Here is a 24,047-nt window from a genome sequence, read left to right as displayed (position 1 = left end):
CCGGCCACGGCGCTACGCCCTGGCCCGGTCGGTGGCGCTCAGGGCCTCGGGAAACGCCCGTGCGAACGCCTCGCGCACCGCGGCGCCCGGGGTCCGGTCCAGCACTCCGAACACCACGTGCCCGAAGGTGCCGGCGAACCGGCCGCCGGGTCCCAGCGCCGCCCGGAACGCGCCCGCGACCTGCGCCGGGTCGTTCTGGAAGACGCCGCAGCCCCAGGCGCCGAGCACCAGCCGCCGGTAGCCGTGGGCCGCGGCGGTCTCCAGCACGCGTTCCGCCCGCACCGTCAGGGCGCCGGGCAGCTCGGCGGCCCGTTCCGGGGCCGTACGCCGGATCACGCCCGCGTTCGGGGCGGCGGCCGTCAGGAAACCCGCCGGGTACGGGCCGGGAAGCAGCCGGCCGCGGTCGTCGCGGAAGACGGGGACGGCCGGGGAGTGGATGACGCGGTCGGTGTAGAACGGGTCGCGGTCGGCGCGGTGGTGGTCGTAGAAGGCACGGGCCTCGAGCAGGCAGGTGTGGAGCGCGGAGGCGCGGCACAGGGCCTCCTCCTGGGCCTGGGCGCCGTTGAGGTAGCCGCCGCCCGGGTTCCGGGCCGAGGCGAAGTTCAGGACGGCGACCGGGGCGTCGGCCAGCCGGCGGGCCGCCTCCAGGCTGCTCTCTCCGGTGACCTCGAAGACGGTGTCCCGCCCGGCCGCCGGCTCGACCGGCACCGGGGCGGGACCGAACATCCGGGTGCCCGCCCGTGCGGCCCGGACCGCCTCCGCGACCGGCACCTCCCGGCCGTCCGGCGCCCGGTACCGGCCCGCCGTCACGATCCGTTCCGTCTTGGCGGCGATCCCGCGCAGGCGCGCGCTCACGGCACCACCCCCGTGGACGCCGTGACCACGGCCCGAGCGGTCTCCGCCGTGCTCGTCGTGCTCACGCAGGCATCCTGGGTGATGCTGGTGATGCTGTGCAACGGAGTTTCCCGCCCCCGGAACGCTCCGGAAACGCAGCGGGAAACGGATGTGACCGATCCGGAACGTTGGGGTGCGCACCCTTGTGCGAATCGGCGCGAGGGTTTTGGGTGGGACGAGTGCCGGTCCGGATCATCCGTTGCCGGGCCGGTGGAACGGTGGACTCTCTGGAGGATCCCGAAACATGTCCGAATCACAGAACGGCGGTGACTGTACGGGCCACCGCACCGCCGTCACCGAGGCCGAGGTGGAGGCCCTGGTCCGGGGCATCTGCTTCAAGACCGGGCCGCCCCGCGCCCTAGGTGTGGAGCTGGAGTGGCTGGTCCACTCGCTGGAGCTGCCGCGGCTCCCCGTCACAGCCGAACGGCTCGAAGCGGTCTACGCCACCTTGCGGACCGTACCCCTGGGGTCGGCGCTCACCGTCGAACCCGGCGGCCAGCTGGAGTTGAGTTCGCCGCCCGCCGCCTCCCTGATGGAGTGCGTCGACACCGTCTCCGCCGACCTGGACACCGTCCGGGCCGTGCTCGCCGAGGACGGTCTCGGCCTCACCGGCATCGGCCACGACCCCTGGCACGCGCCCCGCAGGTTCCTGCACGCACCGCGCTACGACGCCATGGAGGTCTGCCTGGACCGCACCGGTCCGGCCGGCCGGCACATGATGTGCGCCTCGGCCTCCGTCCAGGTCTGCGTGGACGCCGGCCACGAGGAGCCCGGCCCGCTGGGGCACGTCCGGCGCTGGTGGCTGGCGCACCAGCTGGGCGCGGTGCTGGTGGCCGCGTTCGCCAACTCCCCGCTGAGCGGCGGCCGTCCCACGGGCTGGCAGTCCACCCGGCAGCTGCGGTGGACGGAGATCGGCGCGGGCCGGGCGGGCGCTCCCCCGCTGAACGCCGAGCCACGGGCCGCCTGGGCCCGGCATGTGCTGGACGCACCGGTGATGTGCGTCCGCCGGGACGACGGCGGGCCCTGGGAGGTGCCCGAGGGTCTCACCTTCCGGGAGTGGACCCGCTCCGGGTCGCCCCGGCCGCCCACTCGGGCGGACCTCGAGTACCACCTGACCACCCTGTTCCCGCCGGTCCGGCCGCGCGGCCACCTGGAGCTGCGCATGATCGACGCGCAGCCCGGCGAGGACGGCTGGATCGTGCCGCTCGCGGTGACGGCGGCGCTGTTCGACGATCCGCATGCCGCCGAGACCGCGTACCGGACCGTGAAACCGCTGGCCGAACGGGCCCTGAACCGGCCCGCCCCGCACAACCCGCTGTGGGTCGACGCGGCCCGGCTCGGGCTCGCCGACCCGGAGTTGCGCGAGGCCGCCGGCATCTGCTTCGGGGCGGCCCTGGAGGCGCTGCCCCGGCTCGGAGCCACCCCCCGGGTCATCGACGCCGTAGCGGCCTACCGGGACCGTCACGTCGCCCGGGGCCGCTGCCCGGCCGACGACCTGCTGGACCGGCTGCCCGCCCTGGATCCGCCCCGGTCCCGGCCGGCCCCGGCCGGGGGCACCCGCACCGCCCACGGGAGGAAGGACGTCCGCACATGACCGCCCCCGAGACCGACATCGAGACCGAGACCGAGACCGCCGGGACGGACACCGAGGCGCTGCGCAAGCGCGCGCTGACCTCCCTGACGACCGCCCGTGACCGCACCACGCTGCTGACCACCTGCGTCGGCGAGCCGGACCTCACCGCGCAGCACTCCCCGCTGATGTCGCCGCTGGTGTGGGACCTCGCGCACATCGGCAATCAGGAGGAGCTGTGGCTGCTGCGGGCGGTCGGCGGCCGGGACGCGATGCGGCCCGAGATCGACGGCCTGTACGACGCGTTCGAGCACCCGCGCGCGGAGCGCCCCAAGCTGCCCCTGCTGCCGCCCGAGGAGGCCCGCCGGTACGCGGCCGAGGTGCGCGGCCGGGCGCTGGACCTGCTGGAGACGGCGGACTTCCGCGGCACCCGGCTGACCGAGGCCGGATTCGCCTTCGGGATGATCGCCCAGCACGAACAGCAGCACGACGAGACCATGCTGATAACCCATCAGCTGCGCAAGGGGCCCCGGGCCCTGACCGCACCGGATCCGGAGCCGGCCCCGCCGTTCACCGGCCCGGCCGAAGTCCTCGTGCCCGGCGGCCCGTTCACCATGGGCACCTCCGTCGAGCCGTGGGCGCTGGACAACGAACGCCCTGCGCATCCGCGGGACGTGGCACCGTTCTGGATCGACACCACCCCGGTCACCAACGCGGCGTACCAGGCGTTCATCGACGACGGCGGCTACGACGGTGAGCGCTGGTGGTCGCCGGAGGGCTGGGCGCACATCCGGCGGCACGGCATCACCGCCCCGCTGTTCTGGCGCCGGGACGGCGGCCAGTGGCTCCGGCGCCGGTTCGGGCTCACGGAGCCGGTGCCGCCCGACGAGCCGGTGGTGCACGTGTGCTGGTACGAGGCGGACGCCTACGCCCGCTGGGCCGGGCGGCGGCTGCCCACCGAGACGGAATGGGAGAAGGCTGCCCGCTTCGACCCGGCCACGGGCCGCTCGATGCGCTACCCGTGGGGGGACGCCGACCCGGCGCCCGAGCACGCCAACCTGGGCCAGCGGCACCTCGGGCCCGCCCCCGCCGGCAGCTATCCGGCCGGTGCGTCACCGCTCGGCGTGCGGCAGCTGATCGGCGACGTGTGGGAGTGGACGGCGAGCGACTTCCTGCCGTACCCGGGTTTCCGGGCGTTCCCGTACAAGGAGTACTCGGAGGTCTTCTTCGGCTCCGACCACAAGGTGCTGCGCGGCGGTTCGTTCGCCGTGGACCCGGTGGCCTGCCGCGGCACGTTCCGTAACTGGGACTACCCGGTCCGGCGGCAGATCTTCTCCGGGTTCCGCACCGCCCGCTCGGAGGCCTGCTGATGTGCCGTCACCTCGCCTACCTGGGACCGGAAGCACCGCTGGGCCGGTACCTGGTGGAGCCTGCGCACAGCCTGTTCCGGCAGTCGTGGGCACCGCGGCGGCAGCGGTACGGAACGGTCAACGCCGATGGTTTCGGGGTGGGCTGGTACTCCCCGGACGATCCGGTGCCGGCCCGCTACCGGCGGGCCGGGCCGATCTGGGCCGACCTGTCCTTCGCCGACCTGGCCCGGGTCGTCCGCTCCGGTGCCGTGCTCGCCGCCGTACGGGACGCGACCCTCGCGGGGGCGGACGCGGAGGCCGCGGCGGCGCCGTTCGCGGCGGACCGGTGGCTGTTCAGCCACAACGGCGCGATCGCGGGCTGGCCGGACTCGGCGGCACCCCTGGTGCCCGCGCTGCCCCCGGTCGAACTGCTCTCGTTGCAGGCCCGGACCGACTCGGCGTTCGTGTGGGCGCTGGTCCTGCACCTGCTGCGCTGCGGGGAGGAACCGGAGCGGGCCCTCGGCGAGACGGTCCGCCGGTTCGCGCGGGCCGCCCCCGCCTCCCGGCTGAACCTCCTGCTCACCGACGGCACCACCGTCACCGCCACCGCCTGGGGCGACACCCTCTGGTACCGCACGGAGCCCGGCCGGAGCACGGTCGTCGCCTCCGAGCCGTACGACGACGACCCCCTCTGGCAGGAGGTCCCCGACCGCACCGTGCTCACCGCGAGCCGCGCCGGCGTGCTGCTCGCCCCGCTGGAGGATCCGGCGACCGTTCCCGCCGTCGGCCCCGCCCGGGCGGAAGCGCCCCCCTCACCGAAGGAGCCCTGTCGTTGAGCCCCCTGCACGTCACCCGTACCCTCCCCGAGGACGCGACGGACGCCGCGCTGCGCGCCGACGTCCTGAACGGCCTCACCGACAGCCCCAAGTGGCTGCCGCCCAAGTGGTTCTACGACGCCCGCGGCAGCGAACTGTTCGATGAGATCACCGAGCTGCCCGAGTACTACCCCACGCGCGCCGAGCGGGAGATCCTCGTCGCCCGGTCCGGGGAGATCGCCGCCGCGAGCGGTGCCCGCACGCTGATCGAGCTGGGCTCGGGTTCCTCGGAGAAGACCCGCTATCTGATCGACGCGCTCCCGCTCGCCGCCTACGTCCCGGTCGACGTCAGCGAGAGCGCCCTCACCCAGGCCGGTCAGGCCCTCGTCGCGGAGCGCCCGGACCTCGACGTCCATGCGCTGATCGCCGACTTCACCGCCCCGCTGGCCCTGCCGGCCACGCCCGGGCCCCGGCTGGTGGCCTTCCTCGGCGGCACGATCGGCAACCTGCTGCCCGCCGAACGCACCGGGTTCCTGACTTCCGTGCGCTCCCTGCTCGCGCCGGGCGACGGGCTGTTGCTCGGCACCGACCTGGTCAAGGACGAGCGGGTGCTGGTCCGGGCGTACGACGACGCGGCCGGGGTGACGGCCGCGTTCAACAAGAACGTACTGGCCGTCGTCGACCGGGAACTGGGCGCCGACTTCGATCCGGACGCCTTCGACCACGTGGCCCTGTGGGACGCCGAGCGGGAGTGGATCGAGATGCGGCTGCGCTCCCGTACCGCGCAGACGGTGAAGGTGCCCGCGCTGAACCTCGCCGTGGACTTCGCGGCGGGCGAGGACCTGCGCACCGAGGTCTCGGCCAAGTTCCGGAAGGAGGGTGTGACCGCGGAACTGGCCGCCGTGGGACTGGATCTGACCCACTGGTGGACGGACGCGGAGGGCCGCTTCGCGCTGTCGCTCAGCGTCGCCCGGTGAACCCGCTGCCGTGAACCCGCTGCCGTGAACCCGGACCCGTGAACCCGGCCCGGTGAACCCAGACCCGTGAACCGGGTCCATGAACCGGTCCGGTGAAGGTCCCGTGAGCCCGGCCCGGTGGGCGCGGTCCACCGGGTCAGTTCACGTCCGGGGCGAGCGCCCCGGTGATCTCGCGTGAGGCCCGGCGGGCCTCGGTCGCCGGGTCCGCTCCCTCGAGCACCCGGGTCATGTACTCCTTGATCGGGTTGTCGGCCTCGACGTCGGCCCACTGGGGGGTGTTGGGGGTCGCCCGGCCGTGCGCCGCGCCCGCGGCCATGGCGGCGACCCCCTCCTCGCCCGCGACCGCACCGGCCAGCGTGGTCTTGTTGGGCACGTAGTTCATCGTGCGGGCGAGTTCGGTGTCCCACTTGGCGCCGGTGAGCGCTGCGACGACGGTGGTCGCGGCGAACTGGTCGTCGGTGTTCTCGGGGACGACCAGGTCGGAGCCACCGGTGAAGACGGTGCCGGGCCGGCCGGCGCCCGTGCCGGGCACGGGGAAGAAGCCCAGCTTGTCCTTCAGCTCCGGGTTCTGCCGCACGATCGACTGGGCGACCCCGGGTACGGCGATGATCTGCGCGACCTTGCCGCGGGCGAACACCCCGGCCTGGGGCGGGTGTTCCTCGTCGGCGTCCACGGGGCCCCCGCCCAGCGCCTGGAGCCGCCGGTAGAAGTCCATGCCGCGCAGCGCCTCCGGTGTGTCCAGGGTGCCCCGCCACGCGTAGTCCTTCTCCCGGGCCAGGTCACCGCCCTCGTCCCAGATGAAGCCGGCGAGCGTGTACCAGTCCTGTCCGGCGAGGTAGATGCCCTGGTTGCCGCCGGTGTCGAGCTTCTCGGTGGCGGCGAGCCACGCGTCGCGGGTCCTGGGCGGGCCCGTGACACCGGCCTGCTCGAACAGGTCCTTGCGGTAGATGACCACACGGTTGGCCGCGTACCAGGGGATGCCGTACTGCTTGTTGCCGTCCTTGCCGGGCTGGGCGAGGCCGGGCAGCCACTTCTCCTTGCCCCAGTCGCGCATGGACTCCAGCGTGAGGTCCACGAGCCTGCCGCCGTCGGCGTAGAGCGGCACCTGGGTGTTGCCGACCTCGATGACGTCCGGGCCGCCCTCGGAGTCCTCCTTGAGCGTGCCGCGGACCTTCTCCACGATGCCGGTCCATTCCTGGATGCGGATGTCCAACCGCAGGTCCTCGTGGGTGCGTTCGAAGTCCTCGGTGAATCGCCGCAGGAAGTCCCTGGACGCGCTGTCCTTCATCAGCCAGACCGTGACGGTCTTCCGCTCGTGTCCGCCGGGCAGCATCCCGCAGGCGCTGACGAGGGAGCCGGTGACGCAGATGAGGGCGAGCAGACGCTGTCTCACGAGGGGTCCTGTTCTGTCTGGCATGGGTGGTGCGGACAGGGGTGGGGGCCCGGCGTGGGGGGACGAGCACGGGTGCTCGTACGGGTGTCCTGGATTTTGGTATGGACCAATGCGGAGGGTCAAGGGGTACCGACGCCGCGTGGGCGACGCCGTGCGGGCGGAGCGCCGATACGGCACGGTGGAGTACGGCGTGAGACGAGAGGAGCACCCGCATGTCGAACCACACCTACCGGGTCACCGAGATCGTCGGCACCTCGCACGAGGGCGTCGACCAGGCCATCCGCAACGGCATCGCCCGAGCCGACCAGACCCTGCGCAACCTGGACTGGTTCGAGGTGACGCAGGTCCGCGGCCAGATCGAGAACGGCCGGATCGAGCACTACCAGGTGGGCCTGAAGGTCGGCTTCCGCATCGAGGACGGCGACTGAGCCGGCCCGGCGCCCGCAGCCGCCGCTGCGGCCTCAGGTGCGGCCCTCGCGCTCCTGCGCGTCCTCCAGCGCGGCCGACCTGCCGGCCCAGCGGGCCCGCACGACGGTGAACCCGGCGCGCTCGGCGTCGTCGCACACCAGCTCGTCGTCGTCGACCAGGACCCGGACCTCCCGGTCCCGGCCGAGCCGGCGCAGGATCTCCAGCTTGGTGAACCGGGCGGGCCGGCGGTCGGCGTTGCGGCGCATGTACACGCGTCCCGCGGGCAGACCGTGGTCCGCGAGCCACGCCAGCGTGTCCTGACGGCACCGCTCGGGACGGCCGGTGAGGTAGACGACCTCGCACTCCCGGGCACTCTCGACGGCCAGCGCCACCCCCTCGGCGAGCGGCGGGTCCTGGGGCGCGGCAGCGAAGAACGCGTCCCATTCACGCGGCCGGCCCTCCAGGAAGTGCTGCCGGTGAGCGGTGTCGGCCAGGGTGTTGTCGAGATCGAACACGGCGAGCGGACGCGTGCTGCTGTCGGTCACACGGGCCACCCTAGTGCGGGCTGCCGCCCGGGGCGGCCGTCGGACGTCCTCGGGAATCACCGGCCCGCCAGGGCGTTGAAGCGTGTGTGAGCAGTTCAGTGATCGCCCGGACCCGGTTCTCCGTCCTCGACCGTTCGCGTACCCGGGAGGGCCGGCCGCCCGCCGAGGCGCTGCGGGACACCGTCGCGCTGGCGCGGGAGGTGGAGGCGCTCGGATTCCACCGCTTCTGGGTGTCGGAGCACCACGGTGTGCCCGGGGTCGCCGGTTCCGCGCCGACCGTGCTGGCCGCCGCGGTCGCCGCCGCCACCCGGACGATCCGCGTCGGCACCGGCGGGGTCATGCTCCCCAACCACCGGCCGCTGGTCGTGGCCGAGCAGTTCGGAGTGCTGGAGGCCCTGTTCCCGGGGCGGATCGACATGGGGCTCGGCCGGTCCGTGGGGTTCACGGACGGGGTGCGCAAGGCCCTCGGGCGGGACAAGGGCGACGCCGAGGACTTCGCGGCGCAGCTCGGCGAGCTGCTGGGCTGGTTCACGGGCAGCTCACCGGCCGGGGTGCGCGCCCGCCCGGCGGACGGGCTGACGGTGCCGCCGTTCGTGCTGGCCATGGGCGAGGGTGCGCGGATCGCGGCGCTCGCCGGTCTGCCCGTGGTCATCGGCGATCTGCGCAGCCGCGAGAGGATGCTCCGCGGCATCGACCGGTACCGCTCCCTGTTCCGGCCCTCCCGCTGGGCGTCCGAGCCGTACGTCGTGATCTCCGGCACCGTCGCGGTCGCCGGCACCGAGGCGGAGGCCCGGCGGCTGCTGGTGCCCGAGGCCTGGTCGATGGCGTACTCGCGCACGCACGGCACGTTCCCGCCGCTGCTCCCCGCCGAGTCGGTCGAGGCGCGGGCGATGACCGCCAGGGAGCGGGAGTTGTACGAGTCCGGGCTCGCCGGGCACATCGCCGGCACCGAGGACCGGGTCGCGCACGAGCTGGAGACGGTGCTGAAGGAGACCGGCGCCGACGAGGTGCTGGTCACCACCAGCACCCATGACCGTGCGGCCCTGCTGGACTCCTACCGGCGGCTCGCCGGGCTCCTCACGGCGGCCCGCTGAGCCGCTCGAGATGCGGTGCGGGGCGCGGACGGTGAACCTGGGAGGGCGAGCCTCAACCGACGAGGAGGGCTGCCATGTCCATCATGGACAAGATCAAGGGCATGCTCAAGGGCCACGAGGGCATGGCCGACAAGGGCATCGACAAGGGCGGCGACTACGTCGACCAGCGCACCGGGAAGAAGTACCGGTCCCAGGTCGACACCGGGCAGGACACCCTGCGGGACGAGTTCGGCACCCGGCCGCAGGATCGCGGCAACCCTCCGCAGTAGGGGCGCACGGGGACGGATAGAGTTCCCCGATGCACAGCCCCCACGACCCGTACGTCCGCGTCCGCGGCGCCCGTGAGCACAACCTCAGGGGTGTCGACGTGGACATCCCCCGGGACGTACTGGCCGTGTTCACCGGCGTCTCCGGTTCCGGCAAGTCCTCCCTGGCGTTCGGCACGATCTACGCCGAGGCGCAGCGGCGGTACTTCGAGTCGGTCGCGCCCTACGCGCGCAGGCTGATCCACCAGGTCGGGGCGCCCGCGGTCGGTGAGATCACCGGGCTGCCGCCCGCCGTCTCGCTGCAACAGCGCCGTTCGGCCCCCACGTCGCGCTCCTCGGTGGGCACGGTCACCAACCTCTCCAACTCCCTGCGCATGCTGTACTCGCGCGCCGGGGAGTACCCCGCGGGCGCCGAACGGCTCGACTCGGACGCGTTCTCGCCGAACACGGCGGCCGGCGCCTGCCCCGGGTGCCACGGTCTCGGACAGGTGCACGACACCACCGAGGAACTCCTGGTCCCGGACCCCTCGCTGTCCGTCCGCGAGGGCGCGGTGGCGGCCTGGCCGGGCGCCTGGCAGGGCAAGAACCTGCGGGACATCCTCGACACCCTCGGCTACGACGTCGACCGGCCCTGGCGCGACCTGCCCGCCGAGCAGCGGGAGTGGATCCTGTTCACGGACGAGCAGCCGGTCGTCACCGTGCACCCGGTCCGGGACGCGGACCGCATCCAACGGCCGTACCAGGGCACCTACATGAGCGCCCGCCGGTACGTGCTGAAGACGTACTCCGACACCAAGTCGGCCACTCTGCGGGCGAAGGCCGAACGGTTCCTGACCAGCGCACCCTGTCCGGTCTGCGGCGGCAGCCGGCTGCGGCCGGAGGCGCTCGCGGTGACCTTCGGCGGCCGGACCATCGCCGAACTGGCCGCGCTGCCGCTGACCGACCTCGCCGCGCTGCTCGACGGCGGCACGGCGGCCGCCCGGGTGCTCACCGAGGATCTGAAGTCCCGCATCGCACCCGTGGTGGAGCTGGGCCTCGGCTACCTCAGCCTGGACCGGTCCACCCCCACCCTCTCGGCGGGTGAACTGCAACGGCTGCGGCTCGCCACGCAGTTGCGCTCCGGGCTGTTCGGTGTCGTCTACGTGCTGGACGAGCCGTCCGCCGGTCTGCACCCGGCGGACACCGAGGCACTGCTCACCGTGCTGGACCGGCTGAAGGCCGCGGGCAACTCGGTGTTCGTGGTGGAGCATCACCTGGAGGTCGTGCGCGGCGCCGACTGGCTGGTGGACGTGGGCCCCGGTGCGGGCGAGCACGGCGGGCGGGTGCTGTACAGCGGCCCGGTGGCGGAGCTGGCCTCCGTCGAGGAGTCGGCGACGGCCGCGTTCCTCTTCGACGAGGCACCCGGTCCGGCGCGTGAGGTCCGGCAACCGCACGGCTGGTTGCAGGTGGGGCCGGTGAGCCGGCACAACCTGCGTGCCGTGACGGCCGAGTTCCCGCTCGGCGCGTTCACCGCGGTCACGGGTGTGTCCGGCTCCGGAAAGTCCACGCTCATCGGTGAGCTGACGGAGGGTCCGGCGGGTGCCGGGCGGCTGGTCCGGGTCGACCAGAGGCCCATCGGACGCACCCCGCGGTCCAACCTGGCCACCTACACCGGCCTGTTCGACGTCGTGCGCAAGGTGTTCGCGGGCACCGAGGAGGCGCGGGCGCGCGGCTACGGGGTGGGGCGGTTCTCCTTCAACGTGCCCGGCGGGCGCTGCGAGACCTGCCAGGGCGAGGGGTTCGTCAGTGTGGAGCTGCTGTTCCTGCCGAGCACGTACGCGCCCTGCCCGGACTGCGGCGGCGCCCGCTACAACCCCGAGACGCTGGAGGTGACGTACCGGGGACGGACCGTCGCCGAGGTGCTCGACCTGACCGTGGAGGCCGCCGCCGAGTTCTTCGCGGACGCCCCGGCCGCCGCCCGCAGCCTGAGCAGCCTGCTCGACGTGGGCCTCGGCTATCTGCGGCTCGGCCAGCCAGCCACCGAGCTGTCCGGAGGGGAGGCACAGCGGATCAAGCTGGCGAGCGAACTCCAGCGCGGGCGCCGGGCCCACACGCTGTACCTGCTGGACGAGCCGACGACCGGACTGCACCCGGCCGACGTGGAGGTGCTGATGTACCGGCTGCACGGGCTGGTCGACGCCGGGCACACGGTCGTGGTGGTCGAGCACGACATGACGGTGGTCGCCGGCGCCGACTGGGTGATCGACCTGGGCCCCGGTGGCGGCGACCGGGGCGGCAGGATCGTGGCGGCCGGCCCGCCGGAGCGGGTGGCCCGGACGGCGGGCAGCGTGACGGCGCCCTATCTGGCGCGGGTCATGCCGTGAACGGGTACGGGCCCTGCGACCCGGACACGGACGCGGACCGCGCGGTTCCCGGCACGGGCAGGGGCCTCGCGGTGCCGGCCGGGGGCACCGCCGCGGGGCGCCGGGGGTCTGCCGTCCGGCCGTCCGAGATCAGGGCCGCGTGGGTCCAGGCGGGCTCGGGCGAGTCGGGCTGGGCCGCGCGGGCGAGGGCCCGGCGGTCGGCGTGGGCGCCCGGCGCGATCACCGGCCGTACCTCCACCTCGGCGACCAGGCCCCGGGCCCGGGCCACCCGCCACAGCGAGGCGAGCAGGGTGTCCTCGCCGACGAAGGCCGCCGCGGTGCCGGTGACGCCGTCCTGCTGCCGGTAGCGCAGTGCGACCGGCTGGACGGGGACGCCCGCGTCGAGCGCGGCCTGGAAGACGGCACGGTGGAAGCGGCCGTGGGCCCGCCCGCACCAGGTGCTGCCCTCCGGGAAGGCGGACACGGCCGCGCCCTCGCGCAGGGCGCCGGCGATCCGTGCGACGGTCTCCGGCAGGGCGCGCAGCCGGTCCCGTTCGATGAACAGGGCCCCGCCGCGCGCGGCGAGCGGGCCCGCCACCGGCCACTGCCGGATCTCGGTCTTGGCGAGCATCCGGGCGGGGCGCACGGCGGCGAGCAGCGGGATGTCCAGCCACGAGACGTGGTTGGCGACCAGCAGCAGCCCGCCGGACGGCGCGACGGCCCCGGTGATCCGGACCCGGACGCCCATGGCCCGCACGATCGCCAGGCACCACCGCCGGACCCACTCGGCGGGGATCCTCCCGCCGAGCGGGGACAGCGCGATTCCGGCCAGCATCAGGACCACGACCGTGGCGAGCCGCAGGACGGCCCGCGGTACGGCCACGGCGGTCCTGGCCGGCTCCACACAGGCGCCCGGGCTGCAGGGCGCGCTGGGCAGCCAGACGCTCATCAGGCCGGCACGAGGGAGAGGAAGTGCCGCAGATAGCGCTGGTTGACCCGGCGCATCGACAGCAGCACGTACAGGTCGGCGACCCCGAAGTCCGGGTCGTGCGCGGGCTCGCCGCACACCCAGGCGCCCAGGCGGAGGTAGCCGCGCAGCAGGGCGGGGAGTTCGGTGCGGTCGGCCGGGGCCTGGGCGTTCGGGACCCACGGCAGCAGCGGCCGGACCCGGAACTCCTCGGGGGCCAGGTGCTTGGCCCGCACCCGCTCCCAGGTGCCGGTGGCGAGGGCGCCGCCGTCGGCGAGCGGCACGGAGCAGCAGCCCGCCAGCCACTCGTGGCCCCGGTCGGTCATGTACCGCGCTATGCCGGCCCAGATCAGGCCGATCACGGCGCCGTCGCGGTGGTCGGGGTGGACGCAGGAACGGCCGACCTCCACCAGCCCGGGCCGGATCGCGTCGAGCCGGCCCAGGTCGAACTCGCCTTCGGAGTAGAGCCGTCCGGCGATCGCGGCCCGCTCCGGCGGCAGCAGCCGGTAGGTGCCGACGACCTGCCCGGTCTCCGTGTCGTGCACGAGCAGGTGGTCGCAGTAGGCGTCGAAGGCGTCGACGTCGTGTCCCGGCTCCGTGGTGGCCAGCAGGGCACCCATCTCGCCGGCGAAGACGTCGTGGCGCAGCCGCTGGGCGGCACGCACGTCGGCCTCGTCGCGGGCGAGGGTGACGCGGTAGCGGGTGGGTACCGCTGGCTGTGGGGGACGATCGAGGGTGGAAACGCCGGTCATGGCTCTCTCCTGGTCACGGGCCGGTTCGGCGACAGCGGCGGGCCCGGTGCGTACGGCCCGCCGCTCCAGTTCTTCCGATGCCGGTTGGCGCGCGCGTGACCTCTGCCAGGAGAGTGGATGTGGGGATGTTGAACGGCGGGGTCAGGCGTCCTTGATCACGCACCCGGCGAGCAGCCGCCGGGCCTCCTCGGGTGCGAGTACGCGCTCCAGGACGAGGTCGCCGGTCATGTGCGGGAAGAACCGGCCGGCGGGCCAGCTGCGCTCGTACGGCGGCGGGTCCAGGACGAGCAGCCGTACGCCGTCCACGACGGGGATGTCCGAGGGGGTGCCCTCGTTCCACACCCAGTCGCCGGCCGGGGTGACCAGGTTGAAGGCGCCGGTGGTGTGCACCTGGCCGGGCTGGTCGCGGCAGACGGCCGCCTCCTCGGCGGACGGGGCGCGGCCGGGGACGTGGCCGCCGCCTATGAGGACGTCGGCGAGCAGGGTGTGCAGCTGGAAGGTGTCGCCGACACCGCTCATGCGCAGGGCGTAGCCGGTGCCGGTGGGCCGGTGCAGGACGACCAGCGGTTCGTCGTCGAGGACGAGCAGGGCGTACGCGAGGCATTTGAAGTCGTGCCCGGAGGCCTCCTCCACCGAGCGCAGCGCCTGGAACAGGGCGGTGCGCGTGCCGGCGTCGAGGGAGGTGCGGACGGCGGCGTGGTTGAGCATGGCGACGGACGCCATCTCCCACTGGTGCAGGGTGAGCCAGGCCACGGCCGTCTCCCGGCCGACGCGGTCGAACAGGGCCGCGTCAGGCTGCTGCTCCGGGTCCGGGAACTCGCCGCCGCCGGTCGCCGCCCAGCGTTCGCAGAACCGCTCGGCCGCGGCGAGGGTCCGGGCGAGCCCGTCGAGCACATGGGGGGCGCAGGCGGCCGGGTCGGCCCCGCGCTCCGTGCAGGCACCGACCGCCACCGCGACGGCACCGTCCGGACCGGGCGGGACCTGCGGCAGCAGCGCGGCCAGCCGCGGGCCGGCCTGCGTCAGCTCGTGCTCCGCCGCGTCCTGGAAGTGCCGGTACAGCTGCCGCTGCGCCCGCTGCGCCCGCTCGCCGTCCTGGCTGCGCACAGCGGCCTCGAAGGCGACGACGGCGTCGAGGAACCGCTGCTCCTTCCGCTTGTTCCCGAAGATCATGGCCGGAGCCTACAGGGGGCGGTGAAACCAGACGGGGCCGGGTGAGCACCGCTCCCGGCCCCGCCCGCCCGCCCCTTCATGGACGAACGTCCTGTGCGGCGCCCCGCCGAAGGCGCGCGTGGGGGACCGCGCTCCAGCCCCCGGGGGCGCTACCGCTTGCCCGCCTTGCGGGTGGCCCTCAGCCACTCCTTGTTCATGCCGGTGATCGACACCAGGGGGATCCCCTTCGGGCAAGCGGTGGCGCACTCACCGGTGAGCGTGCACCCGCCGAACCCCTCCGCGTCCATCTGCGCCACCATGTCCAGCACCCGCGTCTCCCGCTCGGGAGCACCCTGGGGCAGCACGTTCAGGTGGTTGACCTTGGCGGAGGTGAAGAGCATCGCCGCGCCGTTCGGACAGGCGGCCACGCACGCCCCGCAGCCGATGCACTCGGCGTGCTCGAACGCGAGGTCGGCGTCGGCCTTGGGCACCGCCGTGGCGTGCGCCTCGGGCGCGGACCCGGTCGGCGCGGTGATGTAGCCGCCGGCCTGGATGATCCGGTCGAACGCCGACCGGTCCACGACCAGGTCCTTGATCACCGGGAAGGCCGAGGCCCGCCACGGCTCGATGTCGATCGTGTCGCCGTCCCGGAAGGACCGCATGTGCAGCTGGCAGGTGGTGGTGCGCTCCGGCCCGTGCGCGTCACCGTTGATGACGAGCGAGCACGCGCCGCAGATGCCCTCGCGGCAGTCGTGGTCGAAGGCGACCGGCTCCTCGCCGGCGAGTATGAGCTGTTCGTTGAGGACGTCCAGCATCTCCAGGAAGGACATGTCGGGCGAGATGGCGTCCACCTCGTAGGTGGACATCGCTCCTTCGGCGTCTGCGTTCTTCTGGCGCCAGACGCGCAGGGTGAGCTTCATGCGTAGCTCCGCTGGGTGGGGTGGACGTACTCGAAGACCAGGTCTTCCTTGTGCAGGACGGGTGCCTTGCCGGTGCCGGTGAACTCCCAGGCCGCCGCGTAGGCGAACTCGTCGTCCTTGCGGGCCGCCTCGCCGTCCGGGGTCTGGGACTCCTCGCGGAAGTGGCCGCCGCAGGATTCGGCGCGGTGCAGTGCGTCGAGGCACATCAGCTCGGCGAGTTCCAGGTAGTCGACGATGCGGTTGGCCTTCTCCAGCGACTGGTTGAACTCCTCGCCGGTGCCGGGCACCTTGATCCGGCGCCAGAACTCCTCGCGGATCTGCGGGATACGTTCCAGGGCCTTGCGGAGCCCGGAGTCGGTGCGGGACATGCCGCAGAACTCCCACATGAGTTCGCCGAGTTCGCGGTGGAAGGAGTCCGGGGTGCGGTCTCCGTCCACGGCCAGCAGCAGGTGGAGCCGGTCCTCCGTCTCGGCCAGCGCCTCCTGGACCGCGGGGTGTTCGGCGGTGACCGGACTCTGGTGCGGGTTGCGGGCCAGGTAGTCGTTGATGGTGGCCGGCAGCACGAAGTAGCCGTCGGCGAGGCCCTGCATCAGCGCCGAGGCGCCGAGCCGGTTGGCGCCGTGGTCGGAGAAGTTGGCCTCTCCGATCGCGAACAGGCCGGGGACCGTGGTCTGCAGGTCGTAGTCGACCCACAGGCCGCCCATCGTGTAGTGCACGGCCGGGTAGATCCGCATCGGCACCTCGTACGGATCCTCGTCGGTGATCCGCTGGTACATGTCGAAGAGGTTGCCGTACCTGGCCTCGACGGCCTTGCGGCCCATGCGCCGGATCGCGTCGGCGAAGTCCAGGTAGACGCCCTGTCCGCCGGGGCCCACTCCCCTGCCCTCGTCGCAGACGTTCTTCGCGGCGCGGGAGGCGATGTCACGCGGGACGAGGTTGCCGAAGGAGGGGTAGATGCGCTCCAGGTAGTAGTCGCGCTCGTCCTCGGGGATCTGGTTCGGCGGGCGGGTGTCGCCCTGGGCCTTGGGCACCCAGATCCGGCCGTCGTTGCGCAGCGACTCGCTCATCAGCGTCAGCTTGGACTGGTGGTCGCCGGTGCGCGGGATGCACGTGGGGTGGATCTGCGTGAAGCAGGGGTTGGCGAAGTGGGCGCCGCGCCGGTGCGCCCGCCAGACGGCGGTCGCGTTGGAGTTCATGGCGTTGGTGGACAGGTAGAAGACGTTGCCGTAGCCGCCGGAGGCGAGGACGACGGCGTCCGCGAAGTACGTGTCGATCCTGCCGGTGATCAGGTCCCGGGCGACGATCCCGCGGGCCCGCCCGTCGACGACGATCAGGTCGAGCATCTCGGTACGCGGGTGCATCTCCACGTTGCCCGCGGCGATCTGCCTGCTGAGGGCCTGGTAGGCGCCGAGCAGCAGTTGCTGGCCCGTCTGACCGCGGGCGTAGAAGGTGCGGGAGACCTGGACGCCGCCGAAGGAGCGGGTGTCGAGCAGGCCGCCGTACTCGCGGGCGAACGGCACGCCCTGGGCCACGCACTGGTCGATGATCTCGACGGAGATCTGGGCGAGGCGGTGCACGTTGGACTCGCGGGCGCGGAAGTCGCCGCCCTTGACGGTGTCGTAGAAGAGGCGGTGGACGGAGTCGCCGTCGTTGCGGTAGTTCTTCGCCGCGTTGATACCGCCCTGCGCGGCGATGGAGTGGGCCCGGCGCGGGGAGTCCTGGTAGCAGAACTGGACGACGTGGTAGCCCTGTTCGGCGAGGGTGGCGCCCGCGGAACCGCCGGCGAGGCCGGTGCCGACGACGATGACGGTGTGCTTGCGGCGGTTGGCGGGGTTGACCAGCTTGGCCTCGAAGCGGCGCTTGTCCCAGCGCTCGTGGACCGGGCCGGCGGGGGCCTTGCCGTCGACGGCCGGTTCGCCGGTCGTGTAGTTCACGTAGTCGGTCATGTCAGCTCACCACTCCGGTCATGACGCCCACGGGCACGGCGACGAAGCCGGCCGTGAGCAGCAGCGCGAGGACGTCTGCGACGGTCTTCAGGGCGCGGTCGCGGGTGCGGCTGCCGACGCCGAGGGTCTGGGCCGCGCTCCAGAAGCCGTGCCGGACGTGCAGGCCGAGCGCGAGCATCGCGACGATGTAGACGACGTTCCCGTACCAGGTGGAGAAGGTGTCCACGACGTTCTGGTACGGGTGGCCCTCCTGGAAGCCGCCGGAGTGCACGGTGCCGGTGGTCAGGTCCAGGATGTGCCAGACGATGAAGAGGCCGAGGATGACGCCGCCCCAGCGCATGGTGCGGGTGGCGTAGCTCGCCCTCGGTTTCCTGTGCACGTACTTGTCGGGCCGCGCCTTGATGTCGCGGCGGCTGAGCTGGTAGGCGGACGTGGCGTGGGCGGCCACGGCGACGACGAGGACGATGCGGACGAGCCAGAGGGTCCACTCGTAGTGCATGAAGGGTTCGCCGACCGTGCGCAGCCAGTGCGCGTAGTGGTTGAACTCGCCGGCGCCGAAGAAGATCTTCAGGTTGCCGATCACGTGGACGACCAGGTACATCAGCATGATCACGCCGCTGACGGCCATGACCGCCTTCTTGCCGACGGTGCTGTCCCACACGGTGCGTGCCATGGACGGCCGTCGGTCCGTCCGCGTTGCCAGAGCCATGGAACAGCACGCTAGGGCCGGGCACGCCGATCGGTCCAAGACATGGTCCGGCTTGATTCCATAGACAGGCCCTATCTTGGCTGTATGCAGTTCCAGCAGCTCCAGTACTTCGTGGCCGTCGCCGAGACCCGGCACTTCACCCGGGCGGCCGAGCAGGTCCACGTCGCCCAGCCGTCGCTGTCCCAGCAGATCAAGGCGCTGGAGCGGGAGCTGGGCGCGGATCTCTTCCTGCGCGCCCGGGGCAACATCACCCTGACCGACGCGGGCGAGGCGCTGCTGCCGCTGGCCCGGCGCATCCTGGCGGACGCGGACACCGCCCGGTACGAGGTGCAGGAACTGGTGCAGCTGCGGCGTGGACGGGTACGGCTGGGGGCCACGCCGAGTCTGTGCACGGGACTGCTGCCGGACGTGCTGCGGGCGTTCCACGACCGGTATCCGGGGATCCGCCTGATGATCGAGGAGGGCGGCTCGCACGATCTGGTGCGGGAGCTGGCCCGGGGCGCGCTCGACCTGGCGCTGATCGTGCTGCCGCTGCCTACCCCGGCGCCCGCACTGACGACCGTGGAGCTGCTGCGCGAGGACCTGGTGGTGGTGTCCTCACCGGAGGCACCGGTTCCGGGCCGGGGCGGGCGGAGCGTCGGGATCGCCGACCTGGAGGGGGAACGGCTGGTGATGTTCCGGCACGGCTACGATCTGCGGGAGCTGACCGTGGCCGCCTGCCGCTCCGCCGGGTTCGAGCCGGAGTTCGCCGTGGAGGGCGGCGAGATGGACGCGGTGCTGGGCTTCGCGCGGGCCGGTCTGGGGGTCGCCGTGGTGCCGAGGATGGTGGCCGCGCGGGCGGGGCGGGGGCTCCGGGTCACCCCGCTGGCCCGGCCGGGACTGCACCGGACCATCGCCCTGGCCCACCGCAGCGACGTGGCTCCGCCCCGGGCCGCGAGGGAGTTGCAGCGGATGCTCCTCGAACGGTGAGGCGGCACGGCTCGGCACGGCCGGACAGGGCCGGCCCGGGCCCGCCGTCGCGGCAGGTACAGCGGACGGCGGGGCGGTGACGGGCGCGGTCGCCGTCGTTCAGCCGGTCGCGTCCACCAGCACCAGTTCGTGCAGCCGCTCGGGCGGGCCGGGCCTGGCGTAGTACCAGCCCTGGGCCGTGTCGCAGCCCAGTATCCGGAGCTGTTCGGCCTGTGCGCCCGTCTCCACGCCCTCCACGGTGACCGCGAGGTCGAGGCTGTGGGCCAGGGAGACGATGCCCTCCACGATCTTCAGGTCGACGGGGTCGGCGGGGAACTGCTGCATGCCCTGGGTGAAGGAGCGGTCGAGTTTGAGGATGCTCACGGGCAGACGACGCAGGTTGGCGAGGTTGGAGTAACCGGTACCGAAGTCGTCCAGAGCGATGTCGACGCCCATCTCCGCCAGTCGCCGCAAGGGTTTGAGCAGGTCGTCGTCGGCACCGATGAGCGCGGACTCGGTGACCTCCAGGCACAGGGCGTCCGGGGTGACGCCCGCGCGTTCGAGGATCTCGACCGTGTCCTGGACCAGGCCGGGGTGGCTGAGCTGGCAGGGCGAGAGGTTCACGTTGATGCGCAGCGGGCCGGCGGCCGTCTCCTCGCCGTGGCACTCACGCCAGGCCCGGGCCTGGCGGATGGACTCCTGCAGGACCCAGCGGCCCAGCGGGACGATCAGTCCGGTGTGCTCGGCGAGCGGGATGAACCGGTCGGGGCCGAGGACGCCGTGCTGCGGGTGCAGCCAGCGCACCAGGGCCTCGGCGCCGCGCACGCTGCCGTCGCCGAGGTGGACCAGGGGCTGGTACTCGATGAAGAACTCGCCGCGCTCCAGGGCGGTCGGCAGGGCCGTGGTGAGGCCGTGGCGGGTGATGGTGCGGGCGTCGGCCTCGGGGTCGGCCAGCTCGGAGCGGTTGCCGCCCGCGGACTTGGCCCGGTACATGGTGATGTCCGCGCTGCGGAGCACCTCGGCGGCTGTGCGTTCGCCCGCCGGGCCCTCGACGATGCCGAGGCTGCCGCGGACCAGGAGGTCACGTCCGTCGATGCTGATGGGGGTCACGAGCGCGCTCATGATGCGCTCGGCGAGTTCGTCGACCTTGCGCGCGGTGCCGGGTCCGGTGGTCAGGGCCACGAACTCGTCGCCGCCGAGCCGGGCGACCATCTCGCCGGGGGCGGTGGCGCAGGACTGGAGCCGGTCGGCGACCTCCACCAGCAGCCGGTCGCCGGCCGCGTGCCCGAGGCTGTCGTTGATCGTCTTGAAGCCGTCCAGGTCGAGGTAGCACAGGCCGAAGCGCTGGCCCTCGCCCGCGTTGAGGGCCTTCTCGAGCCGTTCGAAGAACAGGGTGCGGTTGGGCAGGCCGGTGAGGGCGTCGTGCGTGGCCTCGTACCGCAGCCGGAGGTTGAGCAGCCGGCGTTCGGTGGTGTCCTCCATGAGCGCGAGCTGGTACTGCGGGGTGCCGTCGGCGTCGCGCAGCAGGGAGACGGTGAGGTTGGTCCACAGGACCGTGCCGTCGGGGCGGTTGAACGCCTTCTCCACGTGGTAGTGCTCGCGGTCGCCGCGCACGAGTTCGTCGTAGAGCCGCCAGGTCTGCGGGGCGTCCTCGGGATGCACCCAGTCCTGGACCCGGCGGCCTCGTACGGCGCTCTCGGAGAGCCCGAACATGCGCAGCAGCGCCCCGTTGACCTGGAGGACGTTGCCGTCGAGGTCGGCGATGCCGACACCTATCGCGGCGCCCTCGAACACCGCGCGGAAGCGGGCCTCGCTGGCGTGCAGCGCCTGCGCGACCACGCCCTGGGCCTGCAACGCGGCCTGCGCGATAGCCTCTTGCTCGGCGAGGGTGCGTTCGCGCAGCGCCTGGGCGTAGCCGGCGGCCATCGCGTGCTGCAACCGCGAGGAGCGCATGCGCAGTTCGTCCTGCGAGCCGTCCTCGCCGCAGTACAGGACGAGATAGGCGTCGATGCAGTCCAGGGTCCGGGTGAGCGCCTCGGGGTCGGTGCAGTGCGCCCCGACCAAGGCGGCACCGACGGCCTTGGCGGCGTCGGAGTCGAAGCCACGCGTCCGCAGCAGATCGCTCAACCGGCGGGTGAGCGGCAGGAGTTGATCTTCGAACTCGGTGCGGGTCAGTGACGTCGAGGTCACCGGGAAGACGGCCCGGCTCCAGATCGCCGTCAACCGGCGCAGTCTGTCCTCCGGCCCGTCCGGCTCCGCGCTCACGCCGTACGTCCCACGCCGGCGAATCCGGAGAACGCATACGGATCCTCGTCCTCCGGAGCCGAATCCGGGCGCCAGTGCGGCATCTGCACCAGTCCGGGTTCCACCATGTCGTACCCCTCGAAGAACCGCGCGATCGCCTCGCGCGAGCGCATGATCAGTGGGTTGCGAATGTCCTTGTATACGTCCACCGCGCCCTCGGCCCGCTCGGCGGGCAGCGGGATTCCCTCGTACGAGGCATGGGTGAGGATCAGCATGCTGCCGGGTGCGAGCGCCTTGCTCAGCTCGGCCACCGCACCGTAGGGGTCGTCCGCGTCTTCCACGAAATGCAGTATGGCAACGAGGAGGAGGGCCACTGGCCGATTCAGGTCGATCAGCCCCTCCAGTAGGGGGCTCGCGAGGATCTCCTGCGGCTTGCACAGGTCCGCGGCGATCACATCCGCGTGCTCGTTCCCCGTCAGCACCGCCTGGCTGTGGGCGACGGCCACCGGGTCGTGGTCGACGTAGACGACCCGGGCGCCCGGTACGACCGCCTGGGCCACCTCGTGCACGCTCCCGAACGTCGGGATGCCGGAGCCGATGTCCAGGAACTGGGTGATGCCCTCACCGGCCGCGAACCGCACGGCACGGCGCATGAACGCCCGGTTGGCCTGCATGATCTTGGGCAGGCCCGGCATGAACTCCATCGCCTTGCGGGCCGCTTGCCGGTCGACCTCGAAGTTGTGCGAACCGCCCAGGTAGTAGTCGTAGATCCGCGAGACGCTCGGCACCGAGATGTCGATGCTCCGTGGGGCCCAGGCGGGACGCTCCATGTATCTCTCCAAGGCGTGGACAGGTGTAGGCGATCCGGTGTTCGAGCTGAGGCTACTGATCGCCCGCCAACGGAGCGACCCGAACCGGAAATTGACCATCCGTTCCCGGTCACTGCCTGCGGAAAGTGCCCGGATGACCCCACTGTGTGACACCCCCACGGCATCCCCCGCTCCCACGCAGCACGACGATCCGCCCCCTCCGTGCGGTGCGGAGGGGGCGGATCTGCGGTCGCGCGCCAGGGCCGGGGCGGGGTGATCGACCCTGGGGAGGTGATCTAGTTGCCCGGCGCGCCGACCGGCTTGCCGTCGGGCGAGACGGCGTACCACGTGCCGCCCACGCCCTGACCGTTGGTGTCGCCGGGGGCCTTGTCCCCGGAGAAGGTGTAGATCGGCCAGCAGTTGACCGTCATCTGCTTGACCCCGTCGGGACGGGAGAAGGACATCAGGCCCTTCTTCTTCACGCCCTCGGTGTCGTCGGTGTTGACCGGGCCCACGGCCGGCCACTTCTCGAGGCAGGCTCCGGTGCAGTTCGAGACCGGCTTCGGCCAGGCCTCGTCCTTGAGGAACCGGTAGACCGTCATGCCGTTGCGGTCCACGACGACCTCGCCGAGCTTGGGGTCCTTGCGGACCGACAGGCCGGGCAGATCGGACAGCTTGGCCTTCTTGCCGCTGGGCGCCAGCGCGAACCACTTGCCGCCCACGCCCTGACCGTTGACGTCACCCGCGTTGACGTCCTTGGCGTAGCGGTAGGCGGGCCAGCCGCCCACCGTGAGCTGCTTGGATCCGTCGGCGCGGGTGACCTCGCCCAGCAGGGCCTTGTCGATACCGGCACCGGCGGTGGCGTCGTCGGCGGGCACCGGCGGCCAGGTGGTGGCGCAGTCGCCGTCGCAGTTCGACTTGGGCGGGTTGGCGGTGTCCTTGTCGAAGCGGTACAGGGTGAGGCCCGAACCGTCGGTCAGCACATTGCCCAGGTCGGGGTTGGCGGCCACGGTCAGCTTGCCCGCGGGGGCGGCCGGGGACGGGGAGCTGGAGGTCTTGCTTCCGTCGGCACCGTAGCCGTTGCCCGCGCCGGTCGTGGCTCCCGCACCCGGGTTGCCGTAGTCGCCGGCCGCGGCCGTGGCCCCCACGTTCTGGGCCGCCGACGCGGGGGTGGTGGCGTTGTCCTGACCACACGCCGTCGTCAGCACCAGCACCGAAGCGGCTGAAGCCACCAGTGAGGCGGTCCGCCAGGAGGTATTCATCGTCAACTCCCCATTATCGCCCTGATATCGCAGCGCCTTGCCGCGCCGCCGCACGGTCATGGGTACGCGGCGCGGGGGGCGCAGCGTTCAACGGCGCCGGGAATTTCTTTCGGGAACCTGTGAGACGGTCACCCGTATCCGGGCCGGAGAAGCGGGCAGGCAGGGGCGTACCGGGCTGATTACGGCTCTTCCGCTCGTCAAACAACTGATCATACGAACTCCCTCTTTCGGAGCAATCTCGGCGTACTCCGGCGTACAGCGGCGTTCCACGCCTCATGATCTTCGTCGTGCATGGACCCGAAGTGACCCGATGCGCGCCCACCGCAAGGGTGTTGGCCCTGCTGACGCTGACCTGGACCCTGGTGGGCTGTCCGGTCGGGAGCGCGTCGGCCGACGCCTGTGCGTACGCCTCGACGGGCCCGGACGGCACGGTGGCGGTGGCCTGGGCCGGCGGCCACCACTGGCCCGATCCCCCGTCGCCCTGTCCGAAGCCGACACCGCCGCCGTGTCCGCCCACCCCGACGCCGACGCCGACCCCCACTCCGCCGCCGAAGCCCCCGCCGCCCAAGCCGCCACCGCCCGAGCCGACGCCCGCACCGCGTCCGACGCCGAAGCCGAGACCGAAGCCGAAGCCGACACCCACCCCCACACCCACGCCGAAGCCGCCCACCCGGCCCGCTCCGGCGCC

At 72.7% G+C, this 24,047-nt stretch carries 21 protein-coding genes; 9 read left to right on the top strand and 12 right to left on the bottom strand.

Translation table 11 applies throughout. From position 1 onward, the window contains the following. Positions 1 to 12: 12 nt before the first annotated feature. Positions 13 to 855 (bottom strand): TIGR02452 family protein, encoded by an 843-nt coding sequence (locus tag JK359_RS29945; RefSeq protein WP_201842238.1) that lies wholly within the window; start codon positions 853 to 855, stop codon positions 13 to 15. A gap of 283 nt (positions 856 to 1,138) precedes the next feature. On the opposite strand from JK359_RS29945, the gene egtA reads away from it, so the two are divergent. The 4 genes from egtA to egtD are packed head-to-tail and all read left to right on the top strand — an operon-like array spanning position 1,139 to position 5,605. Beyond that, positions 1,139 to 2,488: an ergothioneine biosynthesis glutamate--cysteine ligase EgtA gene (egtA, locus tag JK359_RS29940; RefSeq protein WP_201842236.1), complete on the top strand. Its 1,350-nt coding sequence runs from the start codon at positions 1,139 to 1,141 to the stop codon at positions 2,486 to 2,488. Next, the gene (gene egtB / locus JK359_RS29935; protein ID WP_201842235.1) at positions 2,485 to 3,834 is read left to right on the top strand and encodes an ergothioneine biosynthesis protein EgtB; all 1,350 of its coding nucleotides are present in this window, start codon (positions 2,485 to 2,487) and stop codon (positions 3,832 to 3,834) included. Before egtA ends, egtB begins: the two co-directional genes overlap by 4 nt. Beyond that, complete coding sequence (egtC, locus tag JK359_RS29930) at positions 3,834 to 4,649, top strand: ergothioneine biosynthesis protein EgtC (protein ID WP_201842233.1); 816 nt, start codon at positions 3,834 to 3,836, stop codon at positions 4,647 to 4,649. Before egtB ends, egtC begins: the two co-directional genes overlap by 1 nt. After that, on the top strand, positions 4,646 to 5,605 hold the full coding sequence (gene egtD / locus JK359_RS29925; protein WP_201842231.1) for an L-histidine N(alpha)-methyltransferase: 960 nt from the start codon (positions 4,646 to 4,648) through the stop codon (positions 5,603 to 5,605). The genes egtC and egtD overlap by 4 nt, the downstream gene beginning before the upstream one ends. A gap of 136 nt (positions 5,606 to 5,741) precedes the next feature. Here egtD and JK359_RS29920 read toward each other — a convergent pair whose 3' ends face one another. Next, the gene (locus JK359_RS29920) at positions 5,742 to 6,998 is read right to left on the bottom strand and encodes an extracellular solute-binding protein (RefSeq protein ID WP_201842229.1); all 1,257 of its coding nucleotides are present in this window, start codon (positions 6,996 to 6,998) and stop codon (positions 5,742 to 5,744) included. Between the two features lie 212 nt (positions 6,999 to 7,210). Between JK359_RS29920 and JK359_RS29915 the strand changes: the two genes are divergently transcribed. Continuing rightward, positions 7,211 to 7,426: a dodecin gene (locus JK359_RS29915; RefSeq protein ID WP_067043298.1), complete on the top strand. Its 216-nt coding sequence runs from the start codon at positions 7,211 to 7,213 to the stop codon at positions 7,424 to 7,426. Positions 7,427 to 7,459: 33 nt separating this feature from the next. Here JK359_RS29915 and JK359_RS29910 read toward each other — a convergent pair whose 3' ends face one another. Then, entirely contained in the window at positions 7,460 to 7,951 is a 492-nt protein-coding gene (locus tag JK359_RS29910; RefSeq protein ID WP_201842227.1) for a phosphatase domain-containing protein, read from the bottom strand. 86 nt (positions 7,952 to 8,037) lie between these two features. On the opposite strand from JK359_RS29910, the gene JK359_RS29905 reads away from it, so the two are divergent. The 3 genes from JK359_RS29905 to JK359_RS29895 all read left to right on the top strand — a co-directional run bounded on the left by JK359_RS29905 (position 8,038) and on the right by JK359_RS29895 (position 11,674). After that, positions 8,038 to 9,045, top strand: coding sequence for an LLM class flavin-dependent oxidoreductase (locus JK359_RS29905; RefSeq protein ID WP_201842226.1), 1,008 nt, complete (start codon positions 8,038 to 8,040; stop codon positions 9,043 to 9,045). A gap of 74 nt (positions 9,046 to 9,119) precedes the next feature. After that, positions 9,120 to 9,314 carry an antitoxin gene (locus JK359_RS29900; protein ID WP_201842224.1) on the top strand — a complete coding sequence of 65 codons (195 nt, stop codon included), beginning with the start codon at positions 9,120 to 9,122 and terminating at the stop codon, positions 9,312 to 9,314. A 29-nt stretch (positions 9,315 to 9,343) separates the two neighbouring features. Continuing rightward, complete coding sequence (locus JK359_RS29895; RefSeq protein ID WP_201842222.1) at positions 9,344 to 11,674, top strand: ATP-binding cassette domain-containing protein; 2,331 nt, start codon at positions 9,344 to 9,346, stop codon at positions 11,672 to 11,674. On the opposite strand, the gene JK359_RS29890 is transcribed toward JK359_RS29895, so the two are convergent. The 6 genes from JK359_RS29890 to JK359_RS29865 all read right to left on the bottom strand — a co-directional run bounded on the left by JK359_RS29890 (position 11,664) and on the right by JK359_RS29865 (position 18,060). Then, positions 11,664 to 12,602, bottom strand: a complete 939-nt coding sequence (locus JK359_RS29890) for a lysophospholipid acyltransferase family protein (protein WP_201842220.1) — start codon at positions 12,600 to 12,602, stop codon at positions 11,664 to 11,666. The two genes, JK359_RS29895 and JK359_RS29890, sit on opposite strands and share 11 nt — an antisense overlap. Beyond that, positions 12,602 to 13,372 carry a GNAT family N-acetyltransferase gene (locus JK359_RS29885; protein ID WP_201842218.1) on the bottom strand — a complete coding sequence of 257 codons (771 nt, stop codon included), beginning with the start codon at positions 13,370 to 13,372 and terminating at the stop codon, positions 12,602 to 12,604. Before JK359_RS29885 ends, JK359_RS29890 begins: the two co-directional genes overlap by 1 nt. Positions 13,373 to 13,513: 141 nt before the next feature. Then, a complete protein-coding gene (locus tag JK359_RS29880; protein WP_201842216.1) occupies positions 13,514 to 14,542 on the bottom strand; it encodes a hypothetical protein in 1,029 nt (342 codons plus the stop codon). Positions 14,543 to 14,691: 149 nt separating this feature from the next. Next, a complete protein-coding gene (locus tag JK359_RS29875) occupies positions 14,692 to 15,441 on the bottom strand; it encodes a succinate dehydrogenase/fumarate reductase iron-sulfur subunit (RefSeq protein WP_201842214.1) in 750 nt (249 codons plus the stop codon). After that, positions 15,438 to 17,387, bottom strand: a complete 1,950-nt coding sequence (locus JK359_RS29870; protein ID WP_201842212.1) for a fumarate reductase/succinate dehydrogenase flavoprotein subunit — start codon at positions 17,385 to 17,387, stop codon at positions 15,438 to 15,440. The genes JK359_RS29875 and JK359_RS29870 overlap by 4 nt, the downstream gene beginning before the upstream one ends. 1 nt (position 17,388) lies before the next feature. Further along, complete coding sequence (locus JK359_RS29865) at positions 17,389 to 18,060, bottom strand: succinate dehydrogenase (protein WP_201842210.1); 672 nt, start codon at positions 18,058 to 18,060, stop codon at positions 17,389 to 17,391. 120 nt (positions 18,061 to 18,180) lie between these two features. Between JK359_RS29865 and JK359_RS29860 the strand changes: the two genes are divergently transcribed. Beyond that, positions 18,181 to 19,065: a LysR family transcriptional regulator gene (locus JK359_RS29860; protein WP_201842208.1), complete on the top strand. Its 885-nt coding sequence runs from the start codon at positions 18,181 to 18,183 to the stop codon at positions 19,063 to 19,065. A 99-nt stretch (positions 19,066 to 19,164) separates the two neighbouring features. Here JK359_RS29860 and JK359_RS29855 read toward each other — a convergent pair whose 3' ends face one another. The 3 genes from JK359_RS29855 to JK359_RS29845 form a co-directional block, all read right to left on the bottom strand. Further along, positions 19,165 to 21,309 (bottom strand): putative bifunctional diguanylate cyclase/phosphodiesterase, encoded by a 2,145-nt coding sequence (locus JK359_RS29855; protein WP_201842206.1) that lies wholly within the window; start codon positions 21,307 to 21,309, stop codon positions 19,165 to 19,167. After that, entirely contained in the window at positions 21,306 to 22,118 is an 813-nt protein-coding gene (locus tag JK359_RS29850) for an SAM-dependent methyltransferase (RefSeq protein ID WP_201842204.1), read from the bottom strand. Before JK359_RS29850 ends, JK359_RS29855 begins: the two co-directional genes overlap by 4 nt. 275 nt (positions 22,119 to 22,393) lie before the next feature. Beyond that, positions 22,394 to 23,359: an SCO0930 family lipoprotein gene (locus tag JK359_RS29845; RefSeq protein WP_201842308.1), complete on the bottom strand. Its 966-nt coding sequence runs from the start codon at positions 23,357 to 23,359 to the stop codon at positions 22,394 to 22,396. Between the last annotated feature and the right edge of the window lie 688 nt (positions 23,360 to 24,047).

It is taken from the genome of Streptomyces actinomycinicus (genome assembly GCF_016741775.1).
Classification (GTDB): domain Bacteria; phylum Actinomycetota; class Actinomycetes; order Streptomycetales; family Streptomycetaceae; genus Streptomyces; species Streptomyces actinomycinicus.
Note: the sequence above shows the minus strand (reverse complement) of the source record. Positions and strands in the feature narration are given on the sequence as shown.